Origin of the sequence: Kordia jejudonensis (genome assembly GCF_001005315.1) — a bacterium.
Taxonomy (GTDB): domain Bacteria; phylum Bacteroidota; class Bacteroidia; order Flavobacteriales; family Flavobacteriaceae; genus Kordia; species Kordia jejudonensis.
Genome location: NZ_LBMG01000005.1, coordinates 131,527 through 147,883, shown reverse-complemented (window position 1 = coordinate 147,883; position 16,357 = coordinate 131,527). Strand labels below are relative to the sequence as shown.

General features: G+C 31.4%; 13 protein-coding genes. 8 read left to right on the top strand and 5 right to left on the bottom strand.

Annotation, left to right across the window (positions count from 1 at the left end; translation table 11 throughout):
* Positions 1–51 precede the first annotated feature (51 nt).
* The 3 genes from AA089_RS04265 to AA089_RS04255 all read right to left on the bottom strand — a co-directional run bounded on the left by AA089_RS04265 (position 52) and on the right by AA089_RS04255 (position 5,693).
* Positions 52–501 (bottom strand): YybH family protein, encoded by a 450-nt coding sequence (locus AA089_RS04265; RefSeq protein WP_046755678.1) that lies wholly within the window; start codon positions 499–501, stop codon positions 52–54.
* An 82-nt stretch (positions 502–583) separates the two neighbouring features.
* Entirely contained in the window at positions 584–3,244 is a 2,661-nt protein-coding gene (locus AA089_RS04260) for an amidohydrolase family protein (RefSeq protein ID WP_046755677.1), read from the bottom strand.
* On the bottom strand, positions 3,231–5,693 hold the full coding sequence (locus AA089_RS04255) for a hypothetical protein (protein ID WP_046755676.1): 2,463 nt from the start codon (positions 5,691–5,693) through the stop codon (positions 3,231–3,233). Before AA089_RS04255 ends, AA089_RS04260 begins: the two co-directional genes overlap by 14 nt.
* Before the next feature lie 169 nt (positions 5,694–5,862).
* Here AA089_RS04255 and AA089_RS04250 point away from each other — a divergent pair, with 169 nt between their 5' ends.
* The 7 genes from AA089_RS04250 to AA089_RS04220 all read left to right on the top strand — a co-directional run bounded on the left by AA089_RS04250 (position 5,863) and on the right by AA089_RS04220 (position 13,089).
* Positions 5,863–7,038, top strand: a complete 1,176-nt coding sequence (locus tag AA089_RS04250; protein ID WP_046755675.1) for a M50 family metallopeptidase — start codon at positions 5,863–5,865, stop codon at positions 7,036–7,038.
* Between the two features lie 110 nt (positions 7,039–7,148).
* Complete coding sequence (locus tag AA089_RS04245; RefSeq protein ID WP_046755674.1) at positions 7,149–7,532, top strand: BlaI/MecI/CopY family transcriptional regulator; 384 nt, start codon at positions 7,149–7,151, stop codon at positions 7,530–7,532.
* 49 nt (positions 7,533–7,581) lie between these two features.
* Entirely contained in the window at positions 7,582–8,853 is a 1,272-nt protein-coding gene (locus tag AA089_RS23455) for a M23/M56 family metallopeptidase (RefSeq protein ID WP_162200408.1), read from the top strand.
* Positions 8,854–8,952: 99 nt separating this feature from the next.
* Positions 8,953–9,888 (top strand): M23 family metallopeptidase, encoded by a 936-nt coding sequence (locus tag AA089_RS04235; protein WP_046755673.1) that lies wholly within the window; start codon positions 8,953–8,955, stop codon positions 9,886–9,888.
* Between the two features lie 69 nt (positions 9,889–9,957).
* Positions 9,958–10,668, top strand: a complete 711-nt coding sequence (locus AA089_RS04230) for a hypothetical protein (protein WP_046755672.1) — start codon at positions 9,958–9,960, stop codon at positions 10,666–10,668.
* 14 nt (positions 10,669–10,682) lie between these two features.
* Positions 10,683–11,549, top strand: a complete 867-nt coding sequence (locus AA089_RS04225) for a LytR/AlgR family response regulator transcription factor (protein WP_053002188.1) — start codon at positions 10,683–10,685, stop codon at positions 11,547–11,549.
* A gap of 418 nt (positions 11,550–11,967) precedes the next feature.
* On the top strand, positions 11,968–13,089 hold the full coding sequence (locus tag AA089_RS04220; RefSeq protein ID WP_046755671.1) for an acyltransferase family protein: 1,122 nt from the start codon (positions 11,968–11,970) through the stop codon (positions 13,087–13,089).
* 57 nt (positions 13,090–13,146) lie between these two features.
* On the opposite strand, the gene AA089_RS23450 is transcribed toward AA089_RS04220, so the two are convergent.
* Both AA089_RS23450 and AA089_RS04210 read right to left on the bottom strand, forming a co-directional pair.
* On the bottom strand, positions 13,147–14,028 hold the full coding sequence (locus tag AA089_RS23450) for a hypothetical protein (protein WP_053002187.1): 882 nt from the start codon (positions 14,026–14,028) through the stop codon (positions 13,147–13,149).
* 4 nt (positions 14,029–14,032) lie between these two features.
* Positions 14,033–14,515 carry a T9SS type A sorting domain-containing protein gene (locus tag AA089_RS04210; protein ID WP_046755670.1) on the bottom strand — a complete coding sequence of 161 codons (483 nt, stop codon included), beginning with the start codon at positions 14,513–14,515 and terminating at the stop codon, positions 14,033–14,035.
* 206 nt (positions 14,516–14,721) lie between these two features.
* Between AA089_RS04210 and AA089_RS04200 the strand changes: the two genes are divergently transcribed.
* Entirely contained in the window at positions 14,722–16,356 is a 1,635-nt protein-coding gene (locus AA089_RS04200) for a tetratricopeptide repeat protein (RefSeq protein WP_046755668.1), read from the top strand.
* The last annotated feature ends 1 nt before the right edge of the window (position 16,357 follow it).

Genomic DNA, 16,357 nt, shown 5'->3' with positions numbered 1-16,357 from the left:
AATTTGATTGATTTTTGGGCTTGAAATTCTATCGTAACGAAGTAATTATCATTAAATAGAATTCCAAATATCTAAGTACATTTTCCACTTCCCGTCTACTCGTTTCCAGACAATTATATATTTCCCTTTCCACGAACTTTCTTCGCCATCAGCTTTCACGGTTGTACCTTCATAATGTCCGTAATCGTAGGCTGTATCTTCAACAACGGTAATTTCACTTGGCGTAATTTTATGATTTTTTGTTTGAAAGCCTTCAGGTAACGTCCAATATTTTACTATAGCTGTTCTTCCAGAAATAATTTTTCCGCGTTGTGGAAATATCTTCGCATCTTTAGTATAGGAAGCGCCAATCATTTCATAGTTAGAACTGTTGACATAGCTTGAAAAATCTTTGGCAAGTTGTTGTATTTGTTCAACATCTTTTTGATGATTAGCATTTTTATCTTCCACGCATTGTATCATTGAAAACGCAATAAATATATATGAAACTAGTCTTTTCATGGTTTTTTAGATTTATTTTTTTGATGAATAAATTTTAGGCTACAAACTATAAAACCTAAATATAAATGTATGTTATGAATTATTATTGTGAGTTAAAACTTTGTTCTAATCCCATTTCACGAATTTTATCTAACCATTCATAAATCATTGCTTGATTATATTTTGGATTACCATTTTCATCTTTTTCTTTCTCTAGAGCTATAGCTAATAATGCGTATTCATTCTCTAAAGATGTTCCAAATATTCCTTGATCATCTGTATTGATGGAAACAAACAATTGCGGGCAGTCTTTAATTTTTTGTGGATCCGTTTCTAAATGTAAATTGTAAAAATCTTTAATAGGATGCTTACTATATTTATCAATTGTTCCTATAAGATAATTCGAAGTTGGATTACATTCAACACCTATATTCAAATCTCTTACATAAAGTTGATATTTCTTTTGAATTTTATCAACCAATTTAATATAAGAGTCAGAAATAGTAAATTGTTTAATTTCTTGTCCTTTAGACTTAACTTTATGATTGAAATGATATTGTTGATATAAAAATTTAATTTTAGAATCCTTTCTTACATTTGAATTTTTCGGATAAAAATAATTAATCTTACATCGTTCCCAATAAGTTATATTTGGGATTTGATTGATGTCATTTTCAATGTTTTCTATATAGAGATAAGGATCATCACCACGTAATTTCCATGCGTCATAATAAATATCATGTGTGAAGCTCATCGCTGCAAAATTGATATTTTGATCAAAATTTACTTGATATATTTCACGAAACAGTGAATCGAATAGTTTTTCTAATTTATAAACTTCACTGGGAAATTCATTGATGTTGTATTTTCTTATTTTAGCTAATAACCAAGCAATATTGTCTATTAAAATTTCTTTTGGAATCATTATTTTTTTTCCCTTCAAATCAAAATACTCTTTGACATCTATTCCGAGTGCAAGCGCATGTCCTATTCTATCGCCAGGCGAAAACTTTAAAAACTTAATAACTTCATCAATACTTCTAATACCATCGACTATATCATAAAAATCTTCTCCCGCATGAAATGTTGCTGATAGCTTATTTTCAACTATTTTATCCTTTAAGTAATTAAATTCTCCTTGTAACTTATGATCTTTAAGGTATCTGAATACTTGAGCGAACACTTCTGGTCTTGTATTAAATTCTGATGAAGCAGCATCAATTCCTTTTATTAAACTCGCCTTTTTAGCATAAGACTCACGCAATTGAACTATTACTTTTCCTTGTATTTCAATTTCTTTTCTTAACTTATGATGTCTAGGTAAGCCTCTTTGCACAATATAAGAATTCACTTTTTTTTCTTTCTTCTTTATAAAGTGTAAAGTGTAAAAGTGTTTTTCTTTTTTGTGTTTATTGAATAGTTTTTTTTTAGGTGTTTTTATTGTACCATGATGTGTTAATGAATTAGGATTACTGTTTCGATGGTACTTTTTTAGACTCTCGTTTAATTCTTTAGAAGAGCTTTTGGGTGCTATTCTAGTTTCAAAAGATATTATATTTTGAAATTTTCTACTATCATTTATGGTCATTTGGTACATTGCTGTTTCATAAATGCTATTTGCAGTAATAAAATATTCCTTTCGATCTTGATATTTTGAAAAATTTGAAAAACCAATTCTTTTATTTATTTGGATCAATTCTGCTCTAAATTCATTCTTAATAGACAAGTAAATATGTAAAAGTTTTGAAATGTGTTCTGAGCTTTTGCCCTCAGCGTATATGTGTTTTAATGTATTATATAATAGCTTACGTTCGCCATAAAGTAAAAACGCCCCTTTAAAATTATGAATATGCATATTTTCTGTGATTGCATAATCCGCCACTTTTTTATTACCTTTATGATTGAATTTATAACCATATAGAAATTTATTTTGGCTTACTTCATTTTGTAATTCTTTTAAGCTTAATATTACGTCAAAAGAACTTTTAATACTTGATGTGGGTTTTAAAAAAAAATCATAATCATTTATGTTAATTTCTTTCGTTTCCGAATTGATAAACTCGAATAATATCAAGCGTATTCTGCAAGCCTTGTAGACTAAAATATCTATTTCCTTTACATGATTTTTGAAAGAATGGGATACTTTTCCATTTAATTTAATATCATTTTTTAAGATTTTAAAGGCCTCATGATGTTGGTTAATAGAGTTCATCAAAGCAATCCATGAAAGATCAAATATTGGTGCCGAACCTTTAAAATGAAAGTGATTTTCGGCAACTCCTTTTGATAGCATTTTTTTTAGGCGATTATTAGTAGAAAAAATTACAGGTTGCCATGCAAAATAATCACGATTTCTTGTAGCACGATTATCCATGTAGGCAAAATATGAGCATGTAAATAAATCTTCACCTAAAGTAAATGATAAATCGCGCCATCTTAGTAAATGTTCATAACTGACTAGTGGTTTATTATTTCGTTCTTTTAAAACTTGCTTATTAAAATGTAATAGTAAGTTATAAATAGATTTTCTCTTTTTATGATTTTCATATACATCAAAAAACCAATCTTCTTCTAACTTTTTATGAAGATTCTCAATTTCATCAAAACTTAAATTATTAAAATTTTGCAATCCATTTTCTAAAAAAGGTTTTTTTATGATTGTTTCTTCATTTTGGAAGCTAAAACTATTATATAAATCTTGAATTAATTGATCGGGACACATTTCCCCAAAAATAACTTGTATAGACTTTCTAAGATTGTCCATTGGCTAGTTTTATTAAATATTCTTCAATCCTTTTCAATGCTTCAAGCATATTCCTATCCATTAAGTGCCTTAGTTTCCATAGATAATTTTGTACAGAAGGAAAATCTTTAAAATCTTTAGCCAAATTATTCATAGCTCTTTTTGCTCCTTGTGGAGAAAATTTTCTTCCACTAAAATATCTTCCTCTGTAATAATTTAAATTATGTTTAGCTAAATGTTTCAAACTATCTTCCTTTTGTAAATTTTGGTTACTTTCTGATTTCAAATCTGTAGTAATGGATTGATGAAGAAAATTAATTTTTTCTGAAAATCCATTCTCAAATTCTTTTGTAATAGCTTCTATAAATTCGTGTTGTAAAAAATAATCTTGTAATGAAATTCTATCTGTAGCTAACATATCATCAACTTCTGACAATACATCTTTGATTTTACCTACAACTTGTTTGTCAATTATTTCACTGTATGTATAATTTCCAGAAAATCTAGCTTTATTAAAAATCATATCATTTAGAATAGTTTCAATTAAGTCTACACTGAAAAATGGTATGATTTCGTTTTTAAAGTTAAACCGACTTTCATGGACATCTTTTTCAAAAATTCTACTAAAATGATTTTTATAAAAAAACATATTTCTAATGAATCCAAGTAAAGAAAAAATCACATTATTACTATCACGTTTTAAGTTATATAAATAATTTGCTTCATCATTTTTCCTATTAATGTCTTTCTTTTTAGAAATTACAAAAGCTCCAATAAGTTCATTAATTTTTGTTTGTTTGTCTTTTATTTCTCGAAGCTCAAAAGTCCATAAATCAGTTGTTTTTTCATTATACATTATCCTAGAGCTATTAGGATAAACCGTTAATCCTATCATTTTTTCTGCACTATCTTTATTCTTTTTGTATACTGAAGTTAGTTCAATTGTATAATATATTTTTATGGCTGATAGAAAAATAGTGTCTCCTAAATCATATACGGCTCTCATGTAAAAATTTAATATTTTTAATACATCGCCAAAAGAAATATTTAAAGAGTTATTTTCTAAATTTTCAATATCACTTATAGATTCAAAATGTTCATCAATTAGATTATCGCCTTTAAATTTATCTCTGGAATCTCTTTTGTTTTTATCTAGTTCTAAATCTCTATAATACTTTTTTAAATAAATTATCAATGATTTATTTTTATTTCCATAGTCAATTTCATCTAATTCTTTTAGTATTTGAAATTGTTTTTTGTTTAGATTATTGTAACACCATACATTAAAAAAATAAGCTTTAAAAGCTTCTCTATTCGATTCGTTTAATTTTTTGCCCGAGCTAGATTTCTTTAAATCATAAATGAATTTAAAAAAATGTACGAACTCACGCAAATTCCTTGGGATTAAGTAATTTACATTTGTCTCTTTTTTAATAAATAAAAAACCCGTAGCTTCATAAATATTCTTAAGTATATCATTCTCAATAGAATCAGCATTAATTTTTTTACCTAAGTATGTAAAATTAATGTTCGTATCCGAATAATTGATGGAAGGCAAATAACAACGCCTATTTACAGGAAAGAGTTTGAAAAGATATTTAGAAGCCATATCTCCTGGATCGTCAGATAGCAGCTTCATATCTTTATGAATCATTACCTTAAATTCTTTTCTGATTTTTTGTTCAACAGCATCATTTAATTGTTCAATTTTACAAGCAACACATACTATGATATTGTCTTGAATTAGAAATTGACGTAAATCCTCTAACATTTCATAAGCATTGGATATGTTTAGGTCAAAATCATCTATTGGTATTATAAGAAAGTTTTTGACTTCTTTTGTTTTTGAAAAGCCATAAATACATTCTAAATACTTTTTTACTAATTTGTTAAATGTGGTTTTTAGGTTTGTACCATAAGCTAAAGCACTCAATAATTCAATTGTTTCACCACTATACACAGATGATTTTTCACTATTCAATGTTTTTAGATTTTCGAATACTTTTTGAAACCTCTTGATTAATTCTCGCTTATCATCTTCACTTAAATTAGATTTTTTTTGCTTTAGTTCATGCTGAAATTTTGCAAACATTTTAGAAATCACAATTTCCAATAAAGTATCTTTATCTCTAAATAGAGAAGGGTCAACAATATCTAAAGAAGCGCAGTTTATTGATTTTAGTTCTTTATAATTATTAAAAAACGGTTCATTTTTTTCATTTACAAGTGCATCTACAAAAGAGATCATAGAAGAACTTTTCCCAGTGCCACGTTCTCCTGCGAATGCAATGACATTATTATAATCATTTGTGCTAATACTTTTATGATCTTCTGTGCTTGAATAACTTATGATTTCTACAACCGCTTTGGTAGCTTTTGTATAAACTTCTTTAAAAAGAGAAGTTTCAAATACTTTAACATCTTCTTTTTTAATTTTATATTCGTCACTAATATTTATTGTTATTGCCATTCATCAAGTTTTAAGTAAATTTTTATTATAACTGTTTAAATATATTTAATTAAAAAATGTTTTTTACTACAGACTATATAAGTTTATTAGTGATTTATCAACATGTATTCCTAATGAGGAAAATACGATTCCAAAATTTCCCATACCTTTACATATTACATTTCAATTAATGCCAAGAGAATACATTTATACGTTACTATTTGCATTACTTGCATTTCGCATGCTAGTGATAGTCTTTCACGAATTGGGTCATGCAGTTGCATCGTTGTTTCATTCCGATGGAAAAGTAAGTGTGTATATAGGTTCGTACGGAAATCCAAAGAAATCTTTTCAGTTTCAAATCAAACGGTTAGAATTTTTTGTAAAATACAATCTATTTGCATGGAAAGGTGGATTGTGTATTCCACACGGAAAGAAAGTTACTTGGAAAGATAGGATGTATATTAGTCTTTTTGGTCCGTTAACGACACTTACTATAGGAATCATTTCTGGAATTTTACTCTTCGTTGTTGAAAAATTTAGTTTGCCAAGCATTTTACTTTTTGCCTTAGCTTTTTCATGTATTCTAGACTTTCTGTTCAATATCATTCCACGGCGAACACAGATAAAATTACACGATGGAACCTTTGCCAATAATGATGGAAAACAATTAGTACATCTTTGGAACATTCGAAAAGTATACGAAACTTATAACAAAGCGTCCAATCATTATGTAGCAAAAGAGTATATAAAAGCTGCTGAATTGTTTGAAAAATGTATCGATGATGTTTCTGAAAATAAAGAAATATACCGGTTCATAATTAGCGCATACATACAAGCAAAAAACTACCAAAAAGCAAGCGTCTTTCAGGAAAAATATACTGAAAATTACGATATGTACTTTAATGAACATGATTTCGTAGCTGTTGGTATTATAGAAATTTACAAGCGTAATTATGCAAAAGCCTTGGAAGCATTTGAAGAAGTAAATGACTTACTGCCAAATAATTATTTGATTCTAAATAATCTTGGATATATTTTAGGGTTACTAAAAAGATATGATGAAGCAATTGATTATTTAGATGAATCTGTCTTACTAGACGAATCATTTAGTTATGCTATTGATAATAGAGGTTATTGTAAAATAATGCTGGGAAAACTTGAAGAAGGTTATGCAGATTTGCAAACAGCACTAGAATTGGACGATCAAAATAGTTATGTATATTTCTACTTAGGCATTTATTATTTTAAGAAGAATGCGTATCAAAAAGCACTTGAATACTATCAAAAAGCTTTTGAATTAGATCCCGAAACACATAGAATTCAGGAATACATGGATGAAGTTCTTGAAAAATTACAACATTAAAACATGTTTAAATAGCTGAATATCAATCTTAAAAGTTAATTTATGACTACATTTATAGTTTTATGACTATTTTTATAGTCATAAATAAAATATTCTTCTATATTTGCAGCATGAACGAGTTAACAAAAGCTGAAGAACAAGTGATGCAATATGTGTGGAAACTTGACAAAGCCTTCTTAAAAGATATTGTAGAACAATTTCCTGAACCCAAACCTGCGTATACTACAATTTCTACGGTTGTTCGTGTATTGGTTAAGAAGAAGTTTCTGAATTTTGAAACTTTTGGAAAAATCAGGCAATATGCGCCAGCGGTTTCGAAAGAACGCTATTTTTCACAACATATGAAGCAAGTCATCGGGAACTTTTTCAATGGCTCTACGCGTAAGTTTGCTTCCTTCTTCGCAGAAAGTGATACGCTCAATTTGACCGAATTGGAACAAATGAAAGCCATGCTTGAAGAGAAAATAGAAACCTTAAAATCTAAAAATGAATAGCTTTTGTATCTATATATTTCAGGTCAGTTTGGTCTTTAGCGTCTTTTACATGCTGTATGTTTTGTTGTTTTGTAAACTTACGTTTCATAGTGTAAATAGAACTGTATTACTTTTACTGCTTCCATTGTCGTTGCTGCTTCCGTTGAGTCAAAATTGGTTTCCAAAGTTGCAACAATTTACGGTTGAAATTCCTTTTGTAGCAGATTTTACAACACTTACAAACACCGTAACTTTTTCGGAAGAAACATTAAGTTCAGCGCCTTCTCCTATTGATTACAGTATTTGGATTTTTGGAATTTATGCAATTGGCGTTCTTTTGTGTTTGATTCGTTTTGCACGAACAACGTTTCGTTTGATTCAACTAAGAAACAATGCAAAAAAAGTTGTATCAAATGGTGTTACCGTTTATATGTCAGAAACTCCTGAAGTATTTTCATATTTCCATTGGATATTTATCCCAACAACAAAAACACTTCCGTTTGACGAATTGATCATTACACATGAAAAAGCACACGTTCAACAATGGCATTCTTTCGATGTACTTTTCGCAGAATTATTCATCGCTTTTTGTTGGTTTCATCCACTTGTGTATATGTACCGAAAATCTTTAAAATCTGTTCATGAATTTCAGGCAGATGCTTTTGTGATTGATCAAAACATAAAAAAATCAACCTATTTGGAACTGCTTTTACAAAGTCTTGAACCTAAAAACACCAATCCTGTGTACAGTTATTTTTCGCATCCAACACTCAAAAAACGAATAGAAATGATTACAAAATCACAATCAAAAAACAGCTTTAAACTAACGTATGTATTGTTAATTCCCGTCATTGTACTTGTATGCATTGCATTCCGATCAGCAGATATTGACACAAGTGTACATCCTGAATTTTCACAAGAAGCAACAGTTGTCAACGGAAGTCCGTCCATCTCTCCCATTCTAAAGAAAGATGTAAAACGGATTTCATCAACATTTGGCGTACAACGAAAACATCCAAAATTAAAAAACACACAAAAACACAGCGGAATTGACATGGTAGCAGCTATTGGAACGCCAATAATGGCAACTGCTGATGGAGTTATTACAAAAGCAACACTTGAAGGCAATTGGGGAAATCTTATCGTAATTTCTCATGCCGATGGTTTTGAAACATGGTACGCACACCTAAAAGAGTTCAATGTCGAAACACAAGCAACCGTTACAAAAGGCGATATTATTGGTTATGTGGGAACTACTGGTTTGTCTACAGGACCACATTTACACTACGAAGTACGTCAAGACGGAAAGCCGTTAGATCCGATGAAATATATCGCTAACTAATTCACAAAAATCAGCATACAATTAATTCTAAAGGATTGCGTTATACATGCAGATCCCTAAACACTATTTTTCTAAAACTAAATTAAAAGAGTATTACTAATGAAATCATTTTATATGATCGTATTAACGCTTTGTTACAGCGTTAACGCATTCTGCCAGACAGAAGACAGCTTATCCATTGCCACAAAAACAACTCCAAAAATAACGTTAGAAACTTCATTTCCAATTGTTTCACTTGCGCTACTCAACTTTCAAAATACGAGCGATCGCATACAATCGAAAGACTGGATTGCCGAAAATTGGAATACAAAAGTATTCAATCCGTATAAAAAACAGCGCAAACAATATCCATTACACATTACATTTGACGATAGTACGTACGCTTCTCCTATTCCACGCAACAAAGTAGTGACTTCGCGTTACGGTTGGCGAAATCGCAGAGCGCACAATGGTATTGATATCGATTTGATTACGGGCGACAGAGTTATGTCGATGTTTGACGGTGTTGTCCGTTATGTAAATCGTCATTCAGGACATGGAAAAACGATCGTTGTACGTCATTTTAACGGTTTGGAAACGGTCTATGCACATTTATCCAAACAATTGGTAAAAGTGAATGATACGGTACGAAAAGGACAAGTTATAGGTGCTGGCGGAACAACTGGAAACGCACGCGGAAGTCATTTGCACTTAGAAATTCGTTTTAAAGGAATTCCTATTCATCCAGAATATCTATTCGATTTTTCCGATGAAGAAAACATTGTCAGAGCCAATTCAATTTGGATCAATGAGAAATGGACAACGGCGTACAGACACAATTCAAAACGAAAGTCTAATGTTGAAGTTTGTACTACTGAAGCAGAAGCCGCGCAAAGTAAAGCGGATGAAAAGAAGATTTATACCGTACGACGCGGCGACACTTTATCGAGAATTTCTAGCAAATACAATGTTTCTATTGCGACTTTATGCAAAGAAAATGCGATCCGAAAGACCGCTACATTGCGAATTGGTCAAAAATTGATTGTGACGCAATAAAAAAATCATTTTCTTAGTGTATTTTAGTAGCATCAATACAAACATTAACCATAAAACTGATATACACTTATGAGAACCTTTGCTTATCTTTTAGTACTCTTTACATTTACGTCGTGCGCTGTGGGAACTCAAGTAGGACAAAATTCGGGATATCCAAGTCAAGCGAGTTATGAAGCTGAAACGCCAATTACAAAATCGTTGTTCAATGACCGATCTGCCACAATTTCCGAAGAAAATATTCAACGAATTTTGGACGGAAACTACACATTGCCACAAAATTTACGTGTTTCATTGGTAAAACTTGAAAGTACACAAACGCAACAATATTATTATAGAAACAATGAAGCATACTTAAAATCACAACAAGAATATTTAGATTTATTCACTTCTAAATTCGGCGAGTCTGATCGTGTGACGAAAGTTTCACAAATTCCAGACATTCTTATTTCTAACAATCCAACATTTACAAACATTAGAGAAGCGGCTGTACGAACACAATCGGACATTGTTGTCATTTATGCTATCAACAGCGATTTGTATGCGCGTTATAAATTATTTTCAAAATCTGATATCAAAGCTTTTGCCACAACACAATTGATTATTTTAGATGTTCGCACTGGTTTAATTCCGTTTTCTACGATTATTACCAAAGAATTTCAATCAAAAAGGCAACAAAATGAATTGAATGAAGCAGAAGCTGCCAATCGAATTAAAAACGAAGCGATTCTATTGACAATCAACGAAATTGGAAAACAGATTAACTCATTCCTAAAAAAGTAATGTACGCCTAGCAATTGATATCAAAAATCATAAAATATCTCCAAGAACCGTATCCGTATATTTATAAAAACACCAAGTATTTAGTATTCGTTTTACTACTAATTGTCATATTGAGTTTCTTGTTTTCGTATACATTTGATCCGTTTGAAGTCAACGTTGACGAGCACAAAATAGCGTACGTTTGGATTTTGTGGATTCATGCTGCATTGCCTTTTCCAATTGCCTTTGGATACTTTTTAGTGCTCAATAGTGTCGTAAAAGACGATTCGCGTTGGATATTAGGAAAAGAACTATTTCACTTATTTTTTCTGTTAATTTTAATTGGAATTGGAAGCTTTTTGGTCAGAGACATTATTTATGACAATTCAAACAATTGGTCGTTTCATTATTTAATTGAAGAAGTTCGCAATTCGTTTCTCGTTGGTGCATTGTTGCTGCTTATCATTCTTCCGTTAAATTTAGAACGACTCATTCGGAAACACAGCAAAACTTTAGAAGGTTTACAACTCAAAACACCAACAACGACAGTTTCGTCGCAACGTGTTCAAATTCCGCATCAAGCAGAAACTTACGAATTTGATATTGAACAATTTCTATTCGCCAAAGTAGAAAGTAATTACACAGAAATTTACATTCATGACAATGCGGAAGTCAAAAAAGGGTTGTTTAGAATAACCTTAAAAGAATTGGAAACACATCTTGAAAAATTTCCACATATTTACAAAACACATCGCTCCTATTTGGTCAATTTACACAAAATAATCGCTTGTGTCGGAAACGCACAAGGGTATCAATTATCGTTAAGAAACTACTCAAAAACGGTTCCGGTGTCGCGGTCAAAACTGAAAGAATTTAATGCGTATTTTGCGCTTATATCGTAAAAATGCTTTCAAATCGTATTAAAATACCTCTAGAAATGCTGTGCATTCATGAATACTTTAATTTAAAATATAAATGACATGAACTAAAAGTTCCCTTTCTTTTGTTGACGCCTGTGCTGAACTTGATTCAGTATTCTTTGGGTAAGCAAAGAAATCAAAGATTCACGAATTCTTATTTAAGAAAATAAAGTCATATGAGCTAAAACGAAAATAAAAAGCTATAAATGTTGCTTACAGTAGAGAGTTTCTAAACTTAATTACGAATAAAAATTGAATTAGTTATTTCAAACTGAAGTTGAATAAAAACAATCGTATTTGTAAGCTTGCATTTCGTCACAATCCTTTGTAAACAGTCACTTTCAAAAATAATGCACTGAATTCGTTTGTATGTTTGTGCTATCAAAAAAACGAATAATTCATGACTTCACAAACACGCAGATACGATTTAGATTGGTTACGCGTCATTGCCATTTTAGCTGTATACATTCATCATATTGGAATGCCGTTTAATGGCGACGATTTTCATATAATGAATACGGAATCGAGCAAAGTATTAGATGATATTATGGTGTTTTTTGAGCAATTCCGCTTGCCATTACTCTTCCTAATTTCTGGAACAGGAACCATCTTTGCATTTTCAAAACGTACTTGGATTCAGTTTGTAAAAGAACGTGCAATTCGCTTACTCATTCCGCTGGTTTTTGGAGTGTTGTTCATAGTGCCACCACAAACATATTTTGAACATAAAAACGAAGGATTGTCTTATCGTGATATTTACACAAATTTTGACTTTGGCGTGAATCATTTGTGGTTTATCGAAAATCTGTTTTGGATGTCACTTGTGCTGATTCCGTTTATATTATTCTTAAAATCTTCAAAATCGACTATATTTATTCAGTTATTTCAACGATTGACGGCTAGAAAATTGGGCGCATTTCTCTTGGTCATTCCGTTACTCTTGATCTTAATCATATCAAAAATCTATTTTCCTAGTGATAGCAAAAGTCTGTTCAATCTTTCGTCAACTTGCTACTACGGCTTTTTCTTTATGATTGGTATGGTGTTCGCTTCCGCAGAATTGACTTGGAAACATTTGAAGTTGTATCGAAAACGAAATGCAATTTTATTTCTAGCGAGTACCATTCTTTTCTACACGTATTATTTGATGCCACACGAAGCGCTTTTACCCTATTTTTCAGAAACTGTCCTTTGGAATCTTTGGTATATTGTCTGTGGTTTGGTCGGTTGGAGTTTCGTAATTACGTTGGTAGGTTACGGACAAATTTGGTTGCACAAAAAAAGTGTGCTTGTACAAAAACTCAATGAAGCAATTTATCCGTTTTACATATTGCATCAAACGGTTATTATTGTTTTTGCGTATTACATTGTTCAGTTTGACTTAAGTATATCTCTGAAAATCATCATATTACTACTTACATCTTTTCCTGTAATTGTTTTGATTTACAGGTTTCTAATCTATCCGTTTGCCATTCCTAGAATGCTATTTGGCATGAAAAAGAAACAAAAAAAGACACGCTAAACGCGTGTCTTTCCACTAAACAAAACTATAAAAATTATAGATTTTGAATCGCAACAATTAGCTTTTACTGTAAAATTCAAAGGAAATTGAAGCACTAACACTTCCCCATGATAAATACAATGTATTTCCAGAATCTTGGAACAAGCGAATATCAAATACTTGTCCAGGAGTTACAGGAATGTATTGTGTAGTTGTATTAAACCCGTATTTTGAATTAAACTGATTATACGTTTGGTATCCTTGATTTGACAAACTAAATGGAGTTCCATCTTGATAAATTGCAATGGTAGAGATACTATCACCTGTTCCAGCTTCGTAAATAATAGCCGAATTAATTTTAATATGTGTCACACCAGCTGGAATGGTAATTTGTGTATTATTAGTTCCACCCAAACTAGAAGCATAATTATCTGAAACACCTAGCCAACGTAAAGTTGTCAATGCAAAACTTGGAATTTCATTGTTAGGATTTGGATTTGGAGTTCCTTGGTTTTTCGCACGAACAGCTCCTAAGTAACGAAAAGTATCTTTAGTCGTTGTGCTCGATTTTGCATGCAATGCATATGGAACACTTACCAACTGACTTGTTCCAGTGATGGTGTATGCTGTTCCGCCCAAAAGATCTGTTTCAGTTTTGATAAAATACGTACCACTTGCCCAGTTAATTGTATTAAAAGTTCCCGTTCCAGGAGTTCCATTTCCAATTTCAAGACTTACCAATCCGTTATCATTTGTGGTCGTAGTATGTGTTTCTGAATAAATTACGGGACCGTTTGTTGTACCATTCAAAATACTAATTTGCATTCCTACAGTTTGGTTGGTGACCAAATCGTTAGATGCATTTCGTACCACTGCTTGATAGCTTATTTTTTCTGGCGATTGCGCGTAAACACTAAACGTAAGAATAAAGGCGAATAATAAAGTAATGTTTTTTTTCATGATGCTATTTTTTAATAATTTTGAAGGTCTTAATAATTTTGTTCTCTTTAAATACTGAAATAAAATACGTTGCGGCGGCTAATTGCTGCATGTTTATTTTTGTCTGATCGGCTGTAATTTTTTTAGCAGAGAGAACTCTTCCAGAAATATCCATTACCTGAAATTTCAAGTTCGATTTTTCAAGTTCTTTTAACTGTAAATTGACATAATTAGTTGTTGGATTAGGAAAAACGACCGCGTTGAGTTCAATGTTAGTTACTTCAATTCCTAAAGTTGTAGAAATTTCGAAACTTTGTTGTACACCTTGCGCTACGGATCCATTTGTTCCTGTCTGTGTTGTGTACATCAACTGTCCAACGGAAAAACTCGTATTTCCATTGGTGCCAGTTCCAGTACCACCTGTTGCATTTACCGATTCTTGTGCACACAGAAATGTGGTTCCTAATACACAAAAGGCAATAAAAAATTTGAATTTGTTGTGATTCATATGTATAATATTAGTTTTATAATGCGTTACAAAGCCATCTGCTTTTTTGCATCATTTTTTCATAGTGTAAAAGTAGCTGTAGCCAACATAGAAAGCCGTTTTATGCATACGCACTTGCTACGTATCAGATACGCAATAGGTACGCAGCAAGTGATTATCTTACATTTTTTGATGGTTTTGCTTCCGAAACAACTTACATTAGCTTTATGAAGTTCAAAAAACGATTTATTGTATGCTTCGTTTGGTTGCTATGTTCGCTACATGTAGTTATAGCGCAATCTAACGCGGATGATGTTGTACAAATTATTGATTCGATCAAAATACTCAAAAACAAACCTGCGCAGCGACTTGCGTATGTAACAACCATTGATCATTTGTACATAGAATTATACGCACCTGAATTGTATACCTACGTAAAAAAAGAATTTGATGCAGCCGATAAAATCACTGATTTAACAATCAAATATGATCTATTTCATTTGATGGAAGCTATTTATTATGCGTTAAGTGATTATGAAAAAGCGGCACCAATTGCATACGATTTATTAAAAATTGCACAACAAACCGAAAACCCAAAACACTTTTATTACGCCTACTCTTCCATTGCGGCAGATGAAGCAGGATTGGGAAATAATTACAAGGAAATTGAATTTTTATTACTTGCACATCCATATGCAAGCTATCATATAGCGGTAGCAGCCAAATCTAACATAGAATTGAGTAGTGCTTTTATGGCCATAAATGATTATGATAAAGCTAAAAAGTATATTTTGGCAGGTATCGAAAAAGCATTGGAAAGTGAAGATTCCTATCATATCATTTACGCGTATGCTGTAATGGCTGATTATTGTTATGAAACTGATCAATACCAAGAAGCGCTAGCATATGTTAAAAAAGTAGATTCAATTGCTACAGTAAATACACATTTGTACGATTCTCGAGATATTCTTGAAACAAGCCTTGTTGCAGGCTCAATTTACATAGAAAAAGAACAATTTGATATTGCAGAAAACTATTTGCAAAAAGCACTTACTTTTACCACTAAAGCCAACGATTTAGATTCGAAAGCACAAACTCTTGAAATATTATCGGAACTTGAAGAAACAAAAGGAAATTACGCGAAAAGTTTAACCTATTTTAAAGAAGCGTTCGCCTTAAAGGATTCCGTATTCAGTGACGAAGCGCGCAAAGAACTCAACAGGCTAAAAGTGACATATGAATTGAAAAAGAAAGACGCCGAAATTGTCATTGCACAGACAAATGAAGAATTCTCCAAAAAACAAACTTGGTATTTATTGGGCATTGGAATTACGCTTATCGCGATTTTACTCCTATCGCTCCTCTACTCTAGATCAAAACTAAAAGCGTCTAAAATTGCTTCCGAATTGACAAATAAAGAGAATAAACTCAATCAGATTGAAATAGAAAATTTAGCATTGGAAGTACAATTAAAAAATAAAGAACTTGCCGATTTGTTTCTCCACCAGTATGAAAAAGCACAGTTACTAACCAATGTGATTGACAATATTGATCGTTCTAATGATGCGTTGAAGGAAAATCTTCAAGAACAACTGAATAAAAGTGAAGATTGGACCAATTTTAAGCTTCATTTCGACAAAGTACATGAAGGATTCTTTCAAAAATTAAACACGATTGCGTCAAATCTTACCACAAAAGACATTCGGTATTGTGCGTATATTCGAATGAATTTGACTTCCAAAGAAATTGCCATTATGCTTGGTATTTCACATAGAACTGTACAAGGAATTCGCGGACGAGTTCGTAAAAAATTAGGCTTGGAATCCAGTGAAGATTTGGTATTGTATTTAATGAATTTGTAAA

Excerpts from the sequence above, each read along its gene's own strand:
- AA089_RS04265 (WP_046755678.1), bottom strand. The coding sequence starts at position 501 with ATGAAAAGACTAGTTTCATATATATTTATTGCGTTTTCAATGATACAA.
- AA089_RS04260 (WP_046755677.1), bottom strand. The coding sequence starts at position 3,244 with ATGGACAATCTTAGAAAGTCTATACAAGTTATTTTTGGGGAAATGTGT.
- AA089_RS04255 (WP_046755676.1), bottom strand. The coding sequence starts at position 5,693 with ATGGCAATAACAATAAATATTAGTGACGAATATAAAATTAAAAAAGAA.
- AA089_RS04250 (WP_046755675.1), top strand. The coding sequence starts at position 5,863 with ATGCCAAGAGAATACATTTATACGTTACTATTTGCATTACTTGCATTT.
- AA089_RS04245 (WP_046755674.1), top strand. The coding sequence starts at position 7,149 with ATGAACGAGTTAACAAAAGCTGAAGAACAAGTGATGCAATATGTGTGG.
- AA089_RS23455 (WP_162200408.1), top strand. The coding sequence starts at position 7,582 with ATGCTGTATGTTTTGTTGTTTTGTAAACTTACGTTTCATAGTGTAAAT.
- AA089_RS04235 (WP_046755673.1), top strand. The coding sequence starts at position 8,953 with ATGAAATCATTTTATATGATCGTATTAACGCTTTGTTACAGCGTTAAC.
- AA089_RS04230 (WP_046755672.1), top strand. The coding sequence starts at position 9,958 with ATGAGAACCTTTGCTTATCTTTTAGTACTCTTTACATTTACGTCGTGC.
- AA089_RS04220 (WP_046755671.1), top strand. The coding sequence starts at position 11,968 with ATGACTTCACAAACACGCAGATACGATTTAGATTGGTTACGCGTCATT.
- AA089_RS23450 (WP_053002187.1), bottom strand. The coding sequence starts at position 14,028 with ATGAAAAAAAACATTACTTTATTATTCGCCTTTATTCTTACGTTTAGT.
- AA089_RS04210 (WP_046755670.1), bottom strand. The coding sequence starts at position 14,515 with ATGAATCACAACAAATTCAAATTTTTTATTGCCTTTTGTGTATTAGGA.
- AA089_RS04200 (WP_046755668.1), top strand. The coding sequence starts at position 14,722 with ATGAAGTTCAAAAAACGATTTATTGTATGCTTCGTTTGGTTGCTATGT.